Origin of the sequence: Paraburkholderia tropica (genome assembly GCF_014171495.1) — a bacterium.
Lineage (GTDB): Bacteria > Pseudomonadota > Gammaproteobacteria > Burkholderiales > Burkholderiaceae > Paraburkholderia > Paraburkholderia tropica.
The window spans coordinates 362,633-380,724 of record NZ_CP049135.1; the positions used below are offsets into that span (position 1 = coordinate 362,633).

Consider the following 18,092-nt stretch of genomic DNA (forward strand, 5'->3'; position numbering starts at 1 on the left):
ACCCTGGTGGGAGAATGCTCCGAAACCGATTAAAGGAGCGTGCAAATGCTGACCCCTACCGTCGTTACTCATACCACCACCGTGAGGCGCGGCAGCCGCGCACCAGTGACGAGCCCGCGCTCCTCGGCGCGCTGCTCGAGTTGCGCGATGCGTCATCTGTGCATGCCCCAGGGGCTCGCGCTCGACGACCTGCCCAAGCTCGAAGCGCTCATCTGCACCGCGCGCAGCGTGCGCCGCGGCGAATCCCTCTACCGCGCCGGCGACCCGTTCGACAGCCTCTACGCCGTGCGTTCCGGCTCGCTGAAGACCGTCATGGCGCACCGCGACGGCCGCGAGCAGGTCACCGGCCTGCGTCTCGCAGGCGATCCGCTGGGAATCGACGGCATCAGCACCGACGTCCACACGTGCAGCGCCGTGGCGCTCGAAGACAGTTCGGTCTGCATCATTCCCTACCCGGCCCTCAAGCACATGTGCCGCGAAACCGGCGCCATGCAGGACCGCCTGCACCGGCTCATGAGCGAGCAACTGATCCGCGAATCGTCGCAGATGATGGTGCTGGGCTCGCTGTCCGCCGACGAACGCGTGGCCGCTTTCCTGCTCGATGTCTCCGAACGTAACGGTCAGCGCGGCTATTCGCACGCCGAGTTCAACCTGCGCATGACGCGCGAGGACATGGGCAGCTACCTCGGCATGACGCTCGAAACCGTCAGCCGCACCCTGTCAAGATTTCAAAAGCGTGGCTTGATCGACGCGCAGGGCAAGCTCATCCGGATTATCGACATCGAAGGGCTGCGGCATCTGTAAGCCCGTTTTCCTCCGCGCGCCGCCCTTGTCAGGCGGCGCGCGGCCGTTTACGTCCTCCTGACAGCGTTCACGCCCCACGCCGCGCCGTCATTCGAAGTGCATTGGCACAGCGCGTGCGCAGCGGTAGAGTCTCACTCACCGCCCACGCCAGGAGACTCGCCGCAATGCAGCTCCCGATCACGCCCACGCTGGCCGCCCGCCTCGCCGACGCCCGTGCGGCCAGCGACGCGCTCTTCGCCCTCGTCAAGCCCGAATTTCTCTACGAACGCCCGATTCGCGAGCGCCATCGCATCGTGTTCTATATCGGTCATCTGGAAGCGTTCGACCGCAATCTGTTCGATCAGCGCCTGTTCGATCTGCCGTCCGCCGACGCGAAGCTCGACCAGTTGTTCGCCTTCGGCATCGATCCCGTCGATGGCGCGCTGCCGACCGATGTCCCCTCGGACTGGCCGAGTCTCGACGCCGTGCGCGACTACGCACGCGACGCCCGTACGCGTATCGACGCGCGCCTCGCCGGGCTCGATCTGGCGCCCGTCGCCTCCATGCACGACACGCCGGGGCAGTTGCTGAACGTCGCGATCGAGCATCGTCTGATGCATGTGGAGACGCTCTCCTACATGCTCCATCAGTTGCCGTTCGAGCAAAAGCAGGCGCCGGGCGCCGCGCGTACGCTCGCGGACCACCTTTACGCGGTGACGCCGGAGATGGTGAGCGTGCCGGCCGGCCGCACCGAACTGGGCATGACGCTCGAACGCGGCCTGTTCGGCTGGGACAACGAATTCGGCGAGGAGCAGGTGGACGTGCCCGCGTTCGAGATCGACCGCTATATGGTCACGAACGGCGCGTTTCTCGATTTCGTGAACGATGGCGGATATCGCCGCCGCGACCTCTGGACCGAGGCCGACTGGGCCTGGCGCGAGGCCGAAGGCATCGAGCATCCGGTGTTCTGGCATCGCGGTGCGCAGGGCTGGCGTCTGCGCACGATGTTCGACGATATTCCGCTGCCGCTCGCGTGGCCCGTCTACGTGAGTCACGCGGAAGCGAGCGCCTTCGCGCGCTGGCGCGGCGCGCGGCTGCCGACCGAAGCCGAATGGCAGCGCGCGGCGCACGGCGCGTTGCCCGGCGAAACCGACAACTTCGACTTCCGCAGCTGGGACCCGGTCGCCGTCGACTCGACGCCGGACAGCGCCAGCACCTGGGGCGTCGAGGGCCTATACGGCAACGGCTGGGAATGGACCTCGACGGTGTTCGCTCCGCTGCGCGGCTTCACGCCGTTTCCGTTCTACGAAGGCTATTCGGCCAACTTCTTCGACGGCCAGCACTACGCGATGAAAGGCGGCTCCGCGCGCACCGCGGGCTGCATGCAGCGGCCGACGTTCCGCAACTGGTTTCAGCCGCGTTATCAATATGTGTACGCGGGGTTTCGTTGTGCGAAGGGTTGACGAAAAAAGCGTGCGTTGACCTGTGAAGGCGCCTAGAGCGGCTTCACAGGCGCAATGCCGTGCCCCCACGTGCCCCAAAATCCTCAAGGCACAAACTCCAGCCTCGCATCATCCTTTCCGCGCGTATTCGATGCAGCCACGTCGAAGTCCGACGCCGTGCCCGCCGCTCCAAAAAGCAGCGCGACGATCTGCCGGGTCGGCACGCTCGCCACGAGTGTGCCGACCTTCCGGGGACGGAACCAGCGACAGCTCACGATTTCATTGCTCGGCTTCGGCCGCGCATCGTCCGGCAGGAGCGTGAAGAACACGTGATGGCGCTTGTTCAGCCCGCCGAACTGGAAAACATAGTCGAGTGCGTGGCCCTCGAGCGAGGTCTCTTCGATGAGTTCACGCGCGGCGGCTTCGAGCGGTGTTTCGCCTCGCGAAATCGTCCCGCCCGGGAGTGACCAGCGCGACCGTCCTCTTTCCACCAGCAGGATCCGGTCACGCTGCCAGCAAACAACGGTAGCTCGCTCTTTCATGTGTCCAGGACTCGGCTTGGACGCCGCGTCATTCGAAGCAATAGCTTAAACATATTCGATCGCGCGCACCGCCTCGGCCAGCGCTTGTGCATCAGCCGATTTCGCCGCGCGACTGTTCGTCACAATCGCGGAGATACGCTCGACGGGACACGACACCACCCTGCTGCGCACGCCGATTTTCGAGTAGTCCGCCAGGATGAGCGTTTGCTTTGCGTTGCGGCTCATGGCGTCGGCCATTTCCGCCTCTTCCTGGACAAAGCTCGTCGCGCCATGCACCGCATCCACGCCGACCGGCGACAGCAAGGCGATATCGGCGTGAAAGCGATGCACCTCGGCAATCGCTGCGCCGCCATACGTGGCGCCAACCGATGCATTGAATGCGCCGCCAAGCAGATGCACGGCATGGCCGCCCGACTTCGCGGCGCGCTCGCCCGCCAGTTCGTTGGCGACGGCCACCGAGTTCGTGACGATGTGCAGACCGCTCAGCGAAGCGAGGGCATCGGCAAGAATCGCCGTCGTGGTGCCGGCGTCGATGAACAACGTCTGTCCGCTGCCGATATGCCCGAGCGCACCGCGCGCGAGCGCACGCTTTTCCTTCACGCGAATGCCCGCGCGCACGCTGATCGGCAATTCGCTTTCCACGAACATCGCGCCGCCATGCACGCGGCGGATTTCGCCCGCCGTGTCGAGCTCGACGAGATCGCGGCGAATCGTTTCGCGCGAGACGCCGAGCGCCTCCGTCATATGATCGACCGACACAGTGCCGTGCGCCTTCAACAGCGCGCGGATGCGGCGATATCGCTCCTCAACCAGCATGGACTGTCTGCCCCCTCATCGCTTGTCCCCTCATCGCTAATCCGGCTCCGTTTGCGCGCTCAAAGACGGCGCGTGATCTCGAGGATCTGCGCATGCAGTTCGGGCGTGGCCGCCGCGATGATGCGCCCGTCGCTGCCCATGCCCACCGTGCGGCCCTGCCAGTCCGTCACGCGTCCGCCCGCGGCCTCCACGACCGGCACGATAGCCAGGTAGTCGTAAGGCTGCAAGCCCGCTTCGACGACGGCGTCGACGTAGCCCGCCGCGACCATCGCGTAACTGTAGCAATCGCCGCCGAACCGGCGGCTCGCGGCGGCGCGGCTCACCGCTTCGAACACCGCCAGTTCGGCTGCATCGAAGATGTCGGGCGAGGTGGCGTAGACGTGCGCCGCCGCGAGCCGCGTGCAGCCGCTCGTGCGCAGCGTTGCGCCCTGCCCGTCGCACGCGCCCCGTATGCCGCCGATCCAGCGCTCGCCGGTCACCGGCGCATCGATGATGCCCAGCACCGGCTCGCCGTCGCGCAGCAGCGCGAACAGCGTGCCCCAGATCGGCCAGCCCGTCACGAAACTGCGCGTGCCGTCGATCGGATCGATCACCCACACATATTGCGCGTCGGTGCGCTCGCGCCCGTGTTCCTCGCCGAAGATGCCATGCGCGGGAAAGCGCTGCGCGAGCCGCGCGCGGATATGCGCCTCGATCTCGCGGTCGGCGATGGTCACGGGGCTCTCGTCCGACTTGGTTTCGATGTCGAGTTTCTTGCGGAAATAGCTCAGCGAAATCTCGCGTGCCTCGTCGGCGAGCTGCACCGCAAATGCCTCGCATTCGCGCAGCACATCGTCGCTTTCCTGACTCATCTTGAATGCCCTTTTCTGGGGCAGCGCTGACGCTGCCGTGATGTGAACAGTGTGGCAAAACCTCCGCGCCCAGGGCGCGAAAGGCTCGCTTTCGTGGTGTCGCCATCATGGCAGCAGATATTTTTGATTGCTAGACCCAATGCCAATATTCTGCAAATATCCACAAAACCACACAGCGCAAACACACGGTTCGACACAGACGGCAACGCGCGCCTTGTGACCTTGTGGGGTTCCTTTCTTCGGTCGCCTCTCACTCATTCAGGAAGATCGCAATGCGTATCCGCAAGACACTGACTTCGCTTTTTGCCCTCGGGCTGCTCTCGTGCACGATCTCGAACGCGGCTCAGGCCGGGCAGATCACCGTGTATTCCGCGCTGGAAAGCGACGAAATCGCCACGTATCTGGCCGCCGCGAAAAAAGCGATGCCCGACGTGCAGGTCAACGTGCTGCGTCTGTCCACGGGCGACCTGGCCGCGCGCATGATCGCCGAGTCCGGCGCGCCGCACGCGGACGCGGTCTGGGGCGAAGCGCTCACGAATCTGCTCGATCCCCGCATCGCGGGCCAGCTCGCGCCGGTGAGCGGCAAGAACGTGTCGAGCCTGCCGAAGCAGTTCCGCGATCCGGCCGGCAAATGGTTCGCCGCGACCGGCTACATGGCCGCGCTCTGCGTGAACACCGACGCGCTCGCCGCGAAGAAGCTGCCCATGCCGACTTCGTGGGAAGACCTCGCCAAACCGGTCTACAAGGGCAACGTGGTGATGCCCGACCCGGCTTCGTCGGGTACGGGCTATCTGCAAATCGCGGCGATCCTGCAAGGCGCGGGCGAGGACAAGGGCTGGCAGATCCTCAAGGGTCTTGGCGCGAACGTCGCGCAGTTCACGCCATCGGGTTCGCAGCCGTGCAAGCTCGCGCGCACCGGCGAATATGCGGTGGGCGCATCGTTCGCGTTCGTCGCCATGCAGTCGATCAAGGCCGGATTTCCGGTGAAGATGGTGATTCCGTCGAAGTACGTGGGTTACGAACTCGAAGGCTCGGGCATGCTGAAGAGTTCGACGCATCAGGCCGATACCGAGCGCTTCCTCGAATGGGTCGCCTCGCCCGACGCCGCGAAGCTCTATCAGCAATACAAGGAAATCGTCACGACGCCGGGCATCAAGCCGACGCCCGAGCAGATCGCCGAAGGCCTGCCCGCCGATGTTTCCAGGGTGCTGTACCCGATGGACTTCGCCGCGTCCGCGAAGATGCACGATGCGGTGCTCAAGCGCTTCAAGACCGACGTGATGCATTAAACGCCGCCGCGCATTCCCGCAGTCCGTTTCATGCCCGGCGCAACGCCGGGCAACCTCGCCTGGCCACTCAGGGAAGTCACCCATGCATCTCACCGTCTCCGATCTCTTCAAGACTTTTGCCGGGCACGTCGCGCTCGAACGCATTCATTTCGACGTGCAGGAGGACGAGTTCGTCTGCCTGCTGGGTCCGAGCGGCTGCGGCAAGACCACCCTGCTGCGCATCATCGCGGGCCTGCTCGACGCCGACGGCGGCAGCGTCACGATGGGGACGCGCTCGCTGCTGGAGATGCCCGCGCGCGAACGCGGCTTCGGCATCGTGTTCCAGTCCTACTCGCTGTTTCCGAACATGACGGTCGCGCAGAACATCGGTTATGGCATGAAGATACGCGGCGTGCCGCGCACGCAGATCGAGGCACGTTGCAAGGAGCTGCTCGAACTAATTCGCCTGCCGCATCTCGCCGGGCGCTATCCGGGCCAGCTTTCGGGCGGTCAGCAGCAACGCGTCGCGATCGCGCGCGCGATCGCCGTCGATCCCTCCCTGCTCCTGCTCGACGAACCGCTTTCCGCGCTCGATGCCCAGGTGCGCGTCGAAATGCGCCGGGAAATTCACGACGTCCAGCGCCGTCTGCGCATTCCCACCATCATGGTGACGCACGACCAGGAAGAGGCGCTCACGCTCGCCGACAAGATCATCTGCATGAATCACGGCCGCATCGAGCAGATCGGCTCGCCGCGCGAGCTGTACGAGCGGCCGCGCACGCGCTTCGTGGCGAGCTTTATCGGCACCTCGAATCTGTTGCCGGCGACGTGGGTGCGCGATGCGTTCCCCGCCTTGATGGCGCATCATCCGGGCGGCGCCGATACGGCATTCGAAGCGTGCGTACGCCCCGAGGATCTCACCGTGTCGCCGGGCGCGCACAATGAAGGCGCGAGCGCCCGCGTGATCGACTCGACTTTCCTGGGCAGCACGACGCGCATCCGCGTGCACTGGTGCGGGCGCGAACTGCTCGCCGAGCAGCCGCGCGGCCTGCCGATGGAAGCGGGCACGCCGGTCACTCTTTCCGTGGCCAACGATCGCTGCGCATGGGTGGCGGCATGAGCGCCTCGCTTGCCGCCACGAATCGTCCGCGCGTCGAGCGCACGGGCCGCGCGATGGGCGCCGTGCTGCGCGTCGCGATGGTCATGGTGCCGCTCGCCTGCCTCGCGCTGTTCTTCCTCTATCCGCTTGCAGTCATCGCGTGGCACAGCCTCCTGAACGGCGACGCGCGATTGGGCGTGGGCAATTACGTCGCGCTCTGGCGCACGCCCGGCATGCTCGAAGCGGCGTGGCACAGCCTCGTCCTGAGCGCCGCGACGACGCTCGTGAGCATCGTGCTCGGCTTCATGATCGCGTTCACCTTGCAGCGCTCGCGTCTGCCCGCGCCGAACGCGATCCGCGCGACGCTGTTGCTGCCGATGCTCGCGCCTTCGCTGATGCAAGGCCTCGGCATGCTGTTCCTGCTCGGGCGCAACGGCCTCGTGCACAAATGGACCGGCTGGGACGTCGAAATCTACGGTTTCTGGGGACTTCTGATCGCCGACGTGATCTACGCGTTGCCACAGGCCGTGCTGATTATCGGCGCGGCGCTCGCACAATCGGACGCTCGCTACTACGATGCCGCCGACGTGCTCGGCGCACGACGCTGGCAGCAATTCTTCGCCCTCACCTTGCCGAATGCGCGTTTTGGTCTGCTGTCCGCCGCCTTCGTTGTATTCACCGTAACGATCACCGACTTCGGCAATGCGGTGGTGATCGGCGGCAATTATCACGTGCTCGCCACGGAGATCTATAACCAGGTGTCCGGGCAGATGAATTTCGGCATGGGCGCGGCCGTCGGCATGGTCTTGCTGCTGCCATCGCTCGCCTCGGTGTATATCGAGCGCATCGCTTCGCAACGGCAATTCGGCGGCGCATCGGAGAGCCGCGTACCGGTGACGCCGCGCGCGAATCGCCTGCGTGACGCGCTGCTCGGCGTCGGTTGCCTGCTCACGCTGTTGCCGATCGCCGCGTCCGTCGCGACCGTGGTCTTTGCGAGTTTTGTGCGCTTGTGGCCGTACCGCCTCGAACTCACACTCGCCAACTACGGGGGCGAATTGTCGGGCGGATATGGCGCGATCGTCACGTCGCTGGAAATCTCGCTCGCGGCGGCCGCGCTGGGCGTGCTGCTGTTGTTCTCGCTGAGCTATGGCGCGCGCCGCATGCCGGGCGCGGTGTCGCGGCTGATTTACACCGTGTCCGTGCTGCCGGCCGCCGTGCCGGGAATGGTCGTGGGCCTCGCCTATATTCTCGCGTTCAACAGCGGCCCGCTGGCGACATGGCTCTACGGCAGCGCCACCGTGATCGTGCTCTGCAACTTCTACCACTATCACACGCAGGGCTTTCTCACGATGAGCACGGGCTTGCGCGCGGTGCCGGCGGCGCTCGAAGAAGTCGTGGATTGCCTGGGCGGCGGCCTGCGCCATGCGCTTCAGGACGCCGTGCTGCCCTTCATCGCCGCAACGGCGGTGAGCGTGTTTTTCTTTCTGTTCATGCGCTCGATGGTGACGCTCTCGGCTGTCGTCTTTCTCGTGACGCCCTCGCTGAATCTCGCTTCGGTGGCCGTCATGCAACTCGATGAAAACGGCTTCGTCTCGCAAGCCGCCGCTTACTCCACGTGCATCATGGTCGTGACGTCGCTTGCCCTTGGCCTGATGCGTCTTGCGATGAAGCGCGTGATGCTGCGACGCGACGTCGTGCGCTGAGAGGTGAATCGCCGTGGCCAGGCTGCGGCTCGTCGTGTCGACGCGTGTAAGCCCTTCGCAACACCTCACACCCACCCACGACGGCAGACGAGTCGCCTACGTTCTGGGCGCCGTTCGCAGCGGCGCGGCGTCGAGCCTGAAACTGAACGTCGCGCCGCGCTGATCCCGCTCGATCAGCTCGATCACGCTGCCGTGCAGTTGCAGCATCCGCTGCACGATCAACAGACCGAGGCCGCCCTGGCGACGTGCGTCGCCTGAGCTGAATGCACGCCTGAACAGATTCGCGCGAAGTTCGGGCGCGATGCCCGGCCCGGTATCGCTGACGACCACCCTCACCTTGCTATCCTCGCCGGCAAGCTCGACGCTGACCTCGCCGCCTTCGGGCGTATGGCGGATCGCGTTATCGAGCAGATTGGTCAACACGCGTTCGGTCATGGCGAGATCGGCGCAAACGGCAGGCAAACGCGGCGGGACCACGGCTCGCAAGCGGATCCGGCGCGCCTGCGCCGCAAGCTCGAACTTCTGGAACACGTCCTGCACGACATCCGCGAGGGGAAACGTCTCCAGCGTGAGCTGGACGTTCTCATGTTCGAGGCGCGCCAACTCGAACAGCGATTGAGCCAGCCGTCCCACCTTCGCACTCTGGGTCAGCGCGATCGCCAGATAGCGGCGACGCTCGACGCCTTCGAGCGTGTCGTCCTTCAGCGACAAGGTTTCGAGGTAGCCATGCAGCGACGTGAGCGGCGTGCGCAAATCGTGCGAGATCGTCGCGAAGAGTTCGCGGCGCTCCTGGTCCTGACGTTTGAGCTCGCGCCACTGCATGCCGATGCGCTCGACCATCTGCGCAAACATGCGTTCGAGAATGGCGATCTCGTCGCGTGTTCCCGTGTGCGCCGCCGGGCGACTCAGCACGAGCGGCACCGGCTCCGAGCCCGCCTGGATCGACGCGTCGATCCGGCTCACGCTGTCGGTCAGACGGCGCAAGGGGCGCGTGATCAGACCAAACGCGATCAGACCGGCGAACAGGCCGAGCGACGCAACCACGGCCATCAAACCAAGCGTCGTGCGCAGCACCGTGCTGTGCGCGAGCCGGGTCGCCAGCGCATCGCGCGCTTCGCCGATCAGCACGACATAGATATACCCCGCCAGCCGCCCGTCGGCGCCCGGGACAACGGCGGCGCTGAACACCTTCTTCGCATCCACGCTGCGCGGATCGTCGCCGAGAATCGGCAACGCGTCATTGGCGAGAAAGCGCTGCACCGGTTGCAGATCGACGCGCGTGCGCCGGATGTGCCCCGGCGGCGCGTCGTCGCCGGTGATGCGGCCGCTGGCGTCGAGCAGGTAAACCTCGACACTGGGATTCACCGCCATCAGTTGTCCGAACAAGGTGCGTAACGCGGCGGGCCTCGGGCCGTCCGGGCCCATGAGCGCCGAGCTATGCGCAATGTGGGACGCGAGGTCGTGCGACAAGGCCTGGATGACCTCCTGATCGTGCAGATCCGACGCCCGTATCTGCAACCACGCCGACGCCCCGCAGCACGCGAGCAGCAACGCCGAGAACACGACGGATATCCGCTGCGTCAACGACAGTCTCACGGCGCGTCTCCTTGCCCGCTGTTGCGAGGCGCGGCATTGCCGGACGTCGATGGCGTGAGCGGGTCGAATTTGTAGCCGCGTCCCCACACGGTCAGGATACGGACCGGTTGTGCGGGGTCGGCTTCGATCTTGGTGCGCAGGCGATTGATGTGCGTGTTGACGGTGTGCTCGTAGCCTTCATGCTGATACCCCCACACGGCGTTGAGCAGTTCCATGCGCGAGAACACCTTGCCCGGGTGGCGCGCGAAGTGATAAAGCAGGTCGAATTCACGCGGCGTCAGCTCGATGCGCTTGCCGTCGACCTGCGCTTCGCGCGTCACGGGATCGATCGAAAAACCGCCCAGCATCAGCGTGCCGCCTTCGAGCCGCACATCCTTCGCCATCGCCTCGACCCGGCGCAGCAGGGCCTTCACGCGCGCGACGAGCTCCAGCACCGAAAAGGGCTTGGCGAGGTAGTCGTCGGCGCCGAGTTCGAGGCCCAGAATGCGATGCACCTCGCTCGAGCGCGCGCTCGTAATAATGATTGGCGTGTAGCGCGTCATCGCCCGCGCGCGGCGGCAGATTTCCAGGCCGTCGACGCCCGGCAACATCAGGTCGAGGATCAAGGCGTCCCAACCGCCCTGCTCCAGCAGACGCAGCCCTTCGGCGCCGTCGGCGCTGTGCACGACCTCGTAATGCTCGTCGCGCAGATGCAGCATGAGCACGTTGGCGATATCCGCGTCGTCCTCGACGATGAGTACGCGTTTGGTCTGATCCATGGGGTTTTCGGTTCCCGGCGCGGCGCGCTCCGATGAAAGGTCCGGATTAAATCGCTCATTGTGCAGAAAATTCCGGCCCGGAGTTATCACATTTAATTTTACTTTTCGTGAGGACTTCGAGATCGGCGGCTACCTATGCTTCGTGTAACGAACACGGAGAACCTCATGAATACTCGTAGACGCCTGTTGCTATCCGGCGGCGGCGCGCTCGCCGTCATGGCCGCGCTCGGTCAATGGCGCGCGAAGGCCGCGCAGCCCGCCGGCGGCGCGATGGCCATGCGTGCGGCGTCCGGCGCCGCCGGGCATTTCGCCGTGGAGCATACCGAAGCCGAATGGCGCAAGCGCCTCACGCCCGCCCAATACGAGGTGCTGCGCAATGCGGGGACGGAGCGCGCCTTCACCAGTCCGCTCAATCACGAGCACCGCAACGGCACGTTCGCGTGCGCGGGTTGCGCGGCGAACCTGTTCGCCTCGAGCACGAAATTCGACAGCGGCACCGGCTGGCCGAGTTTTTACGCGCCGCTGCCGCACGCCGTGATCGAGCGCGAGGATCTCTCGCTCGGCATGGCCCGCACCGAAGTGCTGTGCAGTCGTTGTGGCGGCCATCTCGGGCACGTTTTCGACGACGGCCCGAAGCCGACCGGCCTGCGCTACTGCATGAACGGCGTCGCCATGACCTTCACGCCCCACGCGGCCTGAGCGCGTCGATCGATCCGCTATCGCTTCTTCCAACACCATCATGTTACTCATCACCCTGGCGTATCTCGGCGGCGTGCTCACCATCCTGAGCCCCTGCATCCTGCCCGTGCTGCCCTTCGTGTTCGCCCGCGCCGATCAACCCTTCGTGCGTTCCGGCCTGCCGCTGCTCGGCGGCATGGCCGCGACCTTCGCGGCGGTCGCCACGCTCGCCGCCGTGGGCGGCGGTTGGGTCGCCCAGGCCAATGAATATGGCCGCTGGCTCGCGATCGTGCTGCTGGCCGTCTTCGGCATCACGCTGCTGAGTCCGCGCCTCGCCGGGCGCATCATGCAGCCGCTCGTGAACGTCGGCAACCGGCTGACCGAAACGACGCAGCAGGCGCGCGCGCCCGGCGTCGGCGCCTCGTTCCTGCTCGGCATCGCGACGGGGCTGTTGTGGGCGCCCTGCGCGGGCCCGATTCTCGGCCTGATCCTGACCGGCGCCGCGCTGCAAGGCGCAAGCATCGGCACGACTCTGCTGTTGCTGGCCTATGCTGCCGGCGCCGCGACTTCGCTGGCCGTCGCGCTGCTGCTGGGCGGACGGGTCTTCGCCGCCATGAAGCGCTCGCTGGGCGCGGGCGAATGGATCCGGCGCGGGATTGGCGTGGCGATGCTCGCCGGCGTCGCCGCCGTGGCGCTCGGGCTGGACACGGGCGTCCTCACACGCATTTCGACGGTCGCGACCGGCGGACTGGAGCAGCATCTCGTCGATACCTTCGCACCGTCGAAACACGGCGCGATGGCGATGAGCGGCGCGGTCAATTCGTCGGAATCGTCGATTGGCGCACAGACCACCCAGACCGCGCAGACCACGAATACGCCGACCGGGCGCGCGGATAGCGAAAACACGATGGCGGCAGGCGCGATGGCGGCCAACGGCGGCGCGATGATGCGCGCCGCCGACGCCCTGCGCCCGGCGACGACGACACTGCCGGTGCTCGGGCAGTTGCCGCCGCTCGACGGCGCCGTCCAATGGTTGAATTCGCCGCCGCTGACGGCCCAGGCCTTGCGCGGCAAGGTAGTGATCGTCGACTTCTGGACGTATTCGTGTATCAACTGCCTGCGCTCGCTGCCGTACGTCAAGGCGTGGGCCGGCAAGTATCGCGATCTGGGGCTCGTCGTAATTGGCGTGCATGCGCCCGAATTTGCCTTCGAGCGCAACATCGACAACGTGCGCAAGGCCGTGCACGACCTCGGCGTCGACTATCCGGTGGCGATCGACAACCGCTACGCGATCTGGCGCGCGTTCGACAACCAGTACTGGCCGGCCCATTATTTCGCCGATGCCCAGGGACGGATTCGCTACCAGCATTTCGGTGAAGGCGACTATGACCAGTCCGAGCGCGTCATTCAGCAACTGCTCGTGGAAGCGGGCCACCCCGAGGCCATAAATGTGCCGATCGGTCTGGGCGGCGCCGCGGAGCGCGGCGTGCAGATGCAAGCCGACAATGCGGATATGCGTTCGCCGGAAACCTATATCGGCTTCGAGCGTGCCGAAGGCTTCGCGTCGCCGGGCGGCTTCGCCCAGGACCGGGCCCGCGACTATCGCGCGCCCTCGCATCCCGAGCTCAACCACTGGGGACTCGCGGGCGAATGGAGCGTCGGCGCGGAGCACGCCACGCTGGCAACGCCGGGCGGCGAAATCGTCTACCGCTTCCACGCGCGAGACCTTCATCTGGTGCTGGGCCCCGGGCCTGACGGCAAACCCGTGCGCTTTCGCGTGACAGTGGACGGCAAGGCGCCGGAGCACGCACACGGCAGCGACGTTGCGCCGGACGGCGTCGGCGTGATTACGCAGCAGCGTCTCTATCAACTCGTCCGCCAACCCGGCGACGTGGCCGATCACACCTTTGCGATCCAGTTTCTCGATCCGGGCGTGCAGGCCTTCGCATTCACTTTCGGTTAATCGCCCAACCCACCACGTTCGCCGGGCGCGCTTCGCGCCGGCAAGGATGACATCGTGAAACCGCTTTTCATGCACTCCACCCGATTCGCCCGTTACGGCGCCGCGGCTATCGCATTGCTTGCCGTCGCGCTCTGGCAGCGCAGCGCCCATTCCGACGAACGTGCCGTCTCGATTCCCGCACCGGTTCAGGACGAGCATCCGAATGGCGTTCACCCGGAAACCGCCGTCGTGGCGGGAGGCTGCTTCTGGGGCGTCCAGGGCGTGTTCGAACATGTGCGCGGCGTCACGCAGGTGGCGTCCGGTTACACCGGCGGCGCGGCCGATACGGCCCAATACGAACGCGTCAGCGACGGCGATACCGGCCACGCAGAATCGGTGCGGATTACTTTCGACCCCACCGTGATCAGCTACGGCAGGATTCTGCAGGTGTTCTTTTCGGTCGCCCACGATCCGACCGAACTCGACTATCAGGGCCCGGACCACGGCAGCCAGTATCGCTCGGCGATCTTCCCGACGAATCCGCAACAACGCAACGTGGCGCAAGCCTATATCGCGCAATTACAGGGCGCACATGTTTTTTCGAGCCCGATTGTGACGCGCATCGAGACCTTCAAGGGCTTTTATACCGCCGAGGATTACCACCAGAACTTTCTCGCTCTTCATCCCGATTACCCCTATATCGCGATTAACGACATGCCGAAGGTCAATGCACTGAAGAATCTATTCCCCACGCTTTATCGAACCCAGCCGGTTCTGTTTCAGACCGCCGCACACTCCCCCTCATAGCCGCGCGGGTAAAGCGGAGAGATTCCGGATTAGTGAAGCGGCGATTAACCAATACTTTTTAATGTATAGTCACCCGTGTGTTGAGAACACAACGCGTTCTCCATTGCGCCAGGCTAACTATCACTCTCGACGATTAACCTATGTCTCTGACGTAGCATGCAGGCGTTCCCTTTCGTTGCTGAATCCGCCGCGCACGGCGGACCGCACAGCCAGGCGCCGGACTTCGCCCACAATGACCTGTTCCTGTCGGCGCCTATTCCGATCATGGTGGAGGACTGGTATCGCGTCTACCTGGCGATCCAGGCGATACGCGACCAGGGTGTCACGAATCTCGACGACTATTTCGATGCCCACCCCCACGCGATCGACGAGTTGCGGGGACTCCATTCGTTCGTTGAGGCAAACCACGCCGTGCTGGAGCTGTTCGAGGCCAGTTCAAAAGAGGTCTTTTTCGACGCCGCCCGGAAGCTGCTGCCAGCGAATCGCGAAAGCAACATTGTCGTCTATCGGGCCATGCTCGACGGCAGTTCGGCATGTCAAGGCGAGCGCACGCTCGTCACCTTCAAGGGCAAGGAGGTGCCAATCGTCTGGCGCTGCTCGCTGCCCCGCGACGCAGAAGGTTATCGGCGGCTCTGCTTTTATGCTTTCGATGTGACGGAGCAAAAGGAAAACAACGATCGATTGCAGGCACTCCGCGCAGAGATGGCGCGTGCTGCACGCGTGTCCTTATTCGGCGAACTTTCGGCATCGATACTGCACGAGATCACTCAACCGCTCTCGGCCGCCAGTACCTATGCGGATGCCGCTGCCCGTTGGCTGACTCGCGACATACCGGACGTCGAAGAGGCTTTCTCGTCGATTCAGAATGCGGCGCGCTGGGCGCGCGATGCTACCGATATCTGCCGGAAAATGCGCGGATTTCTTGGCAAGGTTCCCGTGCAATCCATTTGCGCGCCCGCCAGCCAGGCAATAGATGCCGCGCTTTTTCTCGTTTCGCCGGAAGCCAATGCAAAGGAGATTACCGTTGCACGGCGAATTGCCGACGACGCCACCATTTTCGCCGATCCCGTTCAGATTCAGCAGGTGCTGGCCAATCTTCTGTTGAATGGCATTCACGCAATCGATTCGAGCCGTTCGACCATTCGATCCTTGTCGCTATCGGTCCGGCGCATTGACAACGGTGAAACGCTATTCGAAGTCTGCGATTCGGGCTCGGGCATGAGCAGCGAGACGCTGGACTCGCTATTTCAACCGTTCTTCACGACCAAAGTCGACGGCATGGGCATGGGCCTCGCAGTGGCCCGGTCGATCATCGACGCGCACGGCGGCCGTATCTGGGTCGAAAGCTCCACGGCCGCCGGCACGTGCTTCCGTTTCACGGTCCCCACGACGGCCGTCGACGGCACCCATCGATAAACCCTGGATGACGAAAGCAGTCCATTCATCACTCGATGCGCCGCGGGCGACCGACCCAGCGCACGACGCAAGGCCTCACACACTCATGCATTCTCCCGCGACGCTTTTCGCAACCGAAACCGGCAGCGGCGTCTGCGTCATGTTCATTCATGGCTGGACGTGCGACTCCCATGACTGGATGTGGCAGTTGCCGTACTTCGAAACCCGGTATCGCGTGATCGCAGTCGACTTGCGCGGGCATGGCCGATCGGAGGTGACGCCGCCAGGCACGTATGCGCCCTCGCACTACGTCGCGGACCTCGAAGCCTTCATGACGACGCATTACCCGGGCCAACGATTCGTGCTCGTCGGGCACTCGATGGGCGCGCAGGTCGCCGCGCGGCTTGCCGCACAACGCCCGGATCTCGTCGGCGCGGTTGTCTCGGTGGACGGATCACTCGGTGTATCGAATGCTGCCGCCGATTTCCTTGCAAAGACCACGCACGATCTGGAAACGGGTGACGCCCGCGAGTTGGCGCCGGCGCTGTTCACGCTCCTCTACGATCGCGACACCGACCCGGCACTGAAGTGCTGGCACGCGCGGCGCGTGCGAGGCATGCCCTTGCATGTCGTTCGCGATTCGTTTGGACCGCTTTATTTCGGTGACGATCAGATCGGCATGGGAGAAGCGAGCGCGGCGTTCTGCCGAAGCCTCACCACGCCCGTCTATCACCTGAGCCGCGATGCGGAGCAAGCCGAACTCATGCGCGCCTGGTTTGCACATCCCAAGTCCAAAGTCGAGGCGTGGTCCGATACCGGACATTGGATCATGCAGGACCGCAAGGACGAGGTGAATCATGCCATCGCGGCCTGGCTCGACGACGTCACAGCAGACTGGAACTGAGCCGCCAGATCCGACGGCCACACGGTGACCGCTGGCGCACCCGATTCAATGGATGCGCCAGCCAGACGGCGCACAGCGCGGACATTCAAACGCGCGCCGCCGGGATCAACGAAGGCCGCGCCACATTATTCCGTGGGTCTGGACGGATTCCACAGCTTGATCTTCGCGTGTTTCTCGTAGCCTTTTCCATGCGGATAGCTAACCAGTTCCAGTTCCGATCCCCACGGCGAGCGAAAGTGCACCCACGTTTCGCCTTCCGTATCGCCCGAGGACATCGTGACCGGATCGCCCAGCACGGTGATGCCCCGCGACTTCAGATAGGCGACCGCGCCCGCGATATCGTCGGTATAAAACGCAATATGCGATGCGCCGATATCTTCCGCCTTCGGCATCTCATTGCTGCCCTTTGAGTTGCGATACTGGAACAGCTCGATATTGGAGCCTGTGCCACAGCGGATCATGGCAATGTCGACGCTATCGGCGCGCGGCACGAAGCCACCCGACATATGGGTCAGATCGAACGGTCCAATGTGCGTAACCGGCACACAGCCGAACGTGTCGGAGAAAAACGCCTCGGCTTGCGCGAGATCCGGCACGCTGACGCCCACGTGATCGACACCGACCGCTTTCACCCCGGCGGCATGCGCGCCTGCCCCGCCTAGCAGAGCCAGTGCGGCCAGAACATTGGGGATGAACTTCTTCATGATGCCTTTTCCTTCTTTCATTTGCGATTGAGAAAGACGCGCGCGCTCGCGAGCTTGCCGTCCTTGATGGTGAAAATGTCTTCGCCGCGCACCAGATTCGGGTTGTCGCGCGGACCGTAACCCCAGGTGACCCGGCCCAGGCCGTGATTCCACGCGATCGGGTCGGGCGTGAACACAAAACCCTCGTGGCTGCCTCGCAACTGTTCGATCAAGCGGCCAACCGCTTCATAGCCGGTTGCCACGCCGGATTCGTCGGCGACGAAGAAATGGTGCGAATACACCAGCGGAAACTTCGCGGCACGGCTGGTGGGATTGGGGTCGTTCCAGATCTCGAAGTGCAGATCAATCAGATGCTGCGCGTCACGGGCGTCTTGATCGCGGGCTTCCATACGCGTCGTTTCCTCTGAGTGTGCGGCGCAGGGTGCCACGTAAAACGTAGCGCCCGGCGCCATAAGAGCCGTGATAAAAACAACCCGGCGAATCATGTTTTGCATAGCTCGATCGGTTCTCTTCTTTTCAAACGGAAGCGAGATTACCGATGCAGCGCCACGCAGTCCTTGCTGGCGGATTAATTGTTCTTAAGCGTCGACTGCGTCGCTCGGCACTGCGTATGTTCACGGTCGACGCACCAATCGCCCGGGTTTTAAATGTCCAGATCGTGGGACGCATAAGCCTGGCGTGTTTCAACGATGCTTAAACGCACGTGAGCAATTAATCAGGCAATTCGCTGGAGCAACGTCTACTTATACTTTTGTATAACGCCAGCCATGCAATGAAAGCGGCGATTCCCCAGGATTTCCGTCG

At 64.3% G+C, this 18,092-nt stretch carries 17 protein-coding genes; 10 read left to right on the forward strand and 7 right to left on the reverse strand.

All coding sequences use genetic code 11. The features are described 5' to 3' along the window. Positions 1–45: 45 nt before the first annotated feature. Positions 46–804 (forward strand): helix-turn-helix domain-containing protein, encoded by a 759-nt coding sequence (locus tag G5S35_RS16385; RefSeq protein ID WP_074985754.1) that lies wholly within the window; start codon positions 46–48, stop codon positions 802–804. A 164-nt stretch (positions 805–968) separates the two neighbouring features. After that, complete coding sequence (locus G5S35_RS16390; RefSeq protein WP_183039213.1) at positions 969–2,246, forward strand: SUMF1/EgtB/PvdO family nonheme iron enzyme; 1,278 nt, start codon at positions 969–971, stop codon at positions 2,244–2,246. Positions 2,247–2,329: 83 nt separating this feature from the next. On the opposite strand, the gene G5S35_RS16395 is transcribed toward G5S35_RS16390, so the two are convergent. From G5S35_RS16395 to hisN, 3 genes are read right to left on the reverse strand one after another with little or no spacing between them, the layout of a single operon-like run. Further along, positions 2,330–2,767, reverse strand: a complete 438-nt coding sequence (locus G5S35_RS16395; protein WP_074985757.1) for an NUDIX hydrolase — start codon at positions 2,765–2,767, stop codon at positions 2,330–2,332. A 45-nt stretch (positions 2,768–2,812) separates the two neighbouring features. Further along, positions 2,813–3,583, reverse strand: a complete 771-nt coding sequence (locus G5S35_RS16400) for a DeoR/GlpR family DNA-binding transcription regulator (RefSeq protein WP_074985759.1) — start codon at positions 3,581–3,583, stop codon at positions 2,813–2,815. 59 nt (positions 3,584–3,642) lie between these two features. Continuing rightward, entirely contained in the window at positions 3,643–4,434 is a 792-nt protein-coding gene (gene hisN / locus G5S35_RS16405) for a histidinol-phosphatase (RefSeq protein WP_065058947.1), read from the reverse strand. A 272-nt stretch (positions 4,435–4,706) separates the two neighbouring features. Between hisN and G5S35_RS16410 the strand changes: the two genes are divergently transcribed. The 3 genes from G5S35_RS16410 to G5S35_RS16420 all read left to right on the forward strand — a co-directional run bounded on the left by G5S35_RS16410 (position 4,707) and on the right by G5S35_RS16420 (position 8,504). After that, positions 4,707–5,723 carry an ABC transporter substrate-binding protein gene (locus G5S35_RS16410; protein ID WP_173816841.1) on the forward strand — a complete coding sequence of 339 codons (1,017 nt, stop codon included), beginning with the start codon at positions 4,707–4,709 and terminating at the stop codon, positions 5,721–5,723. 82 nt (positions 5,724–5,805) lie between these two features. Then, the gene (locus G5S35_RS16415) at positions 5,806–6,822 is read left to right on the forward strand and encodes an ABC transporter ATP-binding protein (RefSeq protein WP_074985760.1); all 1,017 of its coding nucleotides are present in this window, start codon (positions 5,806–5,808) and stop codon (positions 6,820–6,822) included. Then, complete coding sequence (locus tag G5S35_RS16420; protein ID WP_202035004.1) at positions 6,819–8,504, forward strand: ABC transporter permease subunit; 1,686 nt, start codon at positions 6,819–6,821, stop codon at positions 8,502–8,504. Before G5S35_RS16415 ends, G5S35_RS16420 begins: the two co-directional genes overlap by 4 nt. A gap of 96 nt (positions 8,505–8,600) precedes the next feature. On the opposite strand, the gene G5S35_RS16425 is transcribed toward G5S35_RS16420, so the two are convergent. Beyond that, the gene (locus G5S35_RS16425; RefSeq protein ID WP_074985762.1) at positions 8,601–10,100 is read right to left on the reverse strand and encodes a sensor histidine kinase; all 1,500 of its coding nucleotides are present in this window, start codon (positions 10,098–10,100) and stop codon (positions 8,601–8,603) included. Continuing rightward, positions 10,097–10,858: a response regulator transcription factor gene (locus tag G5S35_RS16430; RefSeq protein ID WP_065058950.1), complete on the reverse strand. Its 762-nt coding sequence runs from the start codon at positions 10,856–10,858 to the stop codon at positions 10,097–10,099. The genes G5S35_RS16425 and G5S35_RS16430 overlap by 4 nt, the downstream gene beginning before the upstream one ends. A gap of 165 nt (positions 10,859–11,023) precedes the next feature. Here G5S35_RS16430 and msrB point away from each other — a divergent pair, with 165 nt between their 5' ends. From msrB to G5S35_RS16455, 5 genes are all read left to right on the forward strand, one after another. Further along, complete coding sequence (gene msrB / locus G5S35_RS16435; protein WP_124261765.1) at positions 11,024–11,557, forward strand: peptide-methionine (R)-S-oxide reductase MsrB; 534 nt, start codon at positions 11,024–11,026, stop codon at positions 11,555–11,557. 40 nt (positions 11,558–11,597) lie between these two features. Beyond that, positions 11,598–13,499, forward strand: a complete 1,902-nt coding sequence (locus tag G5S35_RS16440) for a cytochrome c biogenesis protein DipZ (protein WP_110328133.1) — start codon at positions 11,598–11,600, stop codon at positions 13,497–13,499. Positions 13,500–13,568: 69 nt separating this feature from the next. Then, complete coding sequence (msrA, locus tag G5S35_RS16445; protein ID WP_176080623.1) at positions 13,569–14,285, forward strand: peptide-methionine (S)-S-oxide reductase MsrA; 717 nt, start codon at positions 13,569–13,571, stop codon at positions 14,283–14,285. Between the two features lie 156 nt (positions 14,286–14,441). Then, the gene (locus tag G5S35_RS16450; RefSeq protein WP_124261763.1) at positions 14,442–15,701 is read left to right on the forward strand and encodes a sensor histidine kinase; all 1,260 of its coding nucleotides are present in this window, start codon (positions 14,442–14,444) and stop codon (positions 15,699–15,701) included. 7 nt (positions 15,702–15,708) lie between these two features. Beyond that, positions 15,709–16,584, forward strand: coding sequence for an alpha/beta fold hydrolase (locus G5S35_RS16455; RefSeq protein ID WP_176080553.1), 876 nt, complete (start codon positions 15,709–15,711; stop codon positions 16,582–16,584). Between the two features lie 125 nt (positions 16,585–16,709). Here the strand turns inward: G5S35_RS16455 and G5S35_RS16460 are convergent, their stop codons facing one another. Both G5S35_RS16460 and G5S35_RS16465 read right to left on the reverse strand, forming a co-directional pair. Then, a complete protein-coding gene (locus G5S35_RS16460) occupies positions 16,710–17,288 on the reverse strand; it encodes a VOC family protein (protein WP_065058973.1) in 579 nt (192 codons plus the stop codon). Between the two features lie 17 nt (positions 17,289–17,305). Beyond that, positions 17,306–17,782 (reverse strand): nuclear transport factor 2-like protein, encoded by a 477-nt coding sequence (locus tag G5S35_RS16465; protein WP_237181424.1) that lies wholly within the window; start codon positions 17,780–17,782, stop codon positions 17,306–17,308. Positions 17,783–18,092: the final 310 nt, after the last annotated feature.

Coding starts and splice junctions, on each gene's coding strand:
- msrA (WP_176080623.1), top strand. CDS start 13,569: ATGCACTCCACCCGATTCGCCCGTTACGGCGCCGCGGCTATCGCATTG.
- G5S35_RS16455 (WP_176080553.1), top strand. CDS start 15,709: ATGACGAAAGCAGTCCATTCATCACTCGATGCGCCGCGGGCGACCGAC.
- G5S35_RS16385 (WP_074985754.1), top strand. CDS start 46: ATGCTGACCCCTACCGTCGTTACTCATACCACCACCGTGAGGCGCGGC.
- G5S35_RS16440 (WP_110328133.1), top strand. CDS start 11,598: ATGTTACTCATCACCCTGGCGTATCTCGGCGGCGTGCTCACCATCCTG.
- G5S35_RS16450 (WP_124261763.1), top strand. CDS start 14,442: ATGCAGGCGTTCCCTTTCGTTGCTGAATCCGCCGCGCACGGCGGACCG.
- msrB (WP_124261765.1), top strand. CDS start 11,024: ATGAATACTCGTAGACGCCTGTTGCTATCCGGCGGCGGCGCGCTCGCC.
- G5S35_RS16415 (WP_074985760.1), top strand. CDS start 5,806: ATGCATCTCACCGTCTCCGATCTCTTCAAGACTTTTGCCGGGCACGTC.
- G5S35_RS16420 (WP_202035004.1), top strand. CDS start 6,819: ATGAGCGCCTCGCTTGCCGCCACGAATCGTCCGCGCGTCGAGCGCACG.
- hisN (WP_065058947.1), bottom strand. CDS start 4,434: ATGAGTCAGGAAAGCGACGATGTGCTGCGCGAATGCGAGGCATTTGCG.
- G5S35_RS16460 (WP_065058973.1), bottom strand. CDS start 17,288: ATGAAGAAGTTCATCCCCAATGTTCTGGCCGCACTGGCTCTGCTAGGC.
- G5S35_RS16410 (WP_173816841.1), top strand. CDS start 4,707: ATGCGTATCCGCAAGACACTGACTTCGCTTTTTGCCCTCGGGCTGCTC.
- G5S35_RS16390 (WP_183039213.1), top strand. CDS start 969: ATGCAGCTCCCGATCACGCCCACGCTGGCCGCCCGCCTCGCCGACGCC.
- G5S35_RS16395 (WP_074985757.1), bottom strand. CDS start 2,767: ATGAAAGAGCGAGCTACCGTTGTTTGCTGGCAGCGTGACCGGATCCTG.
- G5S35_RS16400 (WP_074985759.1), bottom strand. CDS start 3,583: ATGCTGGTTGAGGAGCGATATCGCCGCATCCGCGCGCTGTTGAAGGCG.
- G5S35_RS16465 (WP_237181424.1), bottom strand. CDS start 17,782: ATGCAAAACATGATTCGCCGGGTTGTTTTTATCACGGCTCTTATGGCG.
- G5S35_RS16430 (WP_065058950.1), bottom strand. CDS start 10,858: ATGGATCAGACCAAACGCGTACTCATCGTCGAGGACGACGCGGATATC.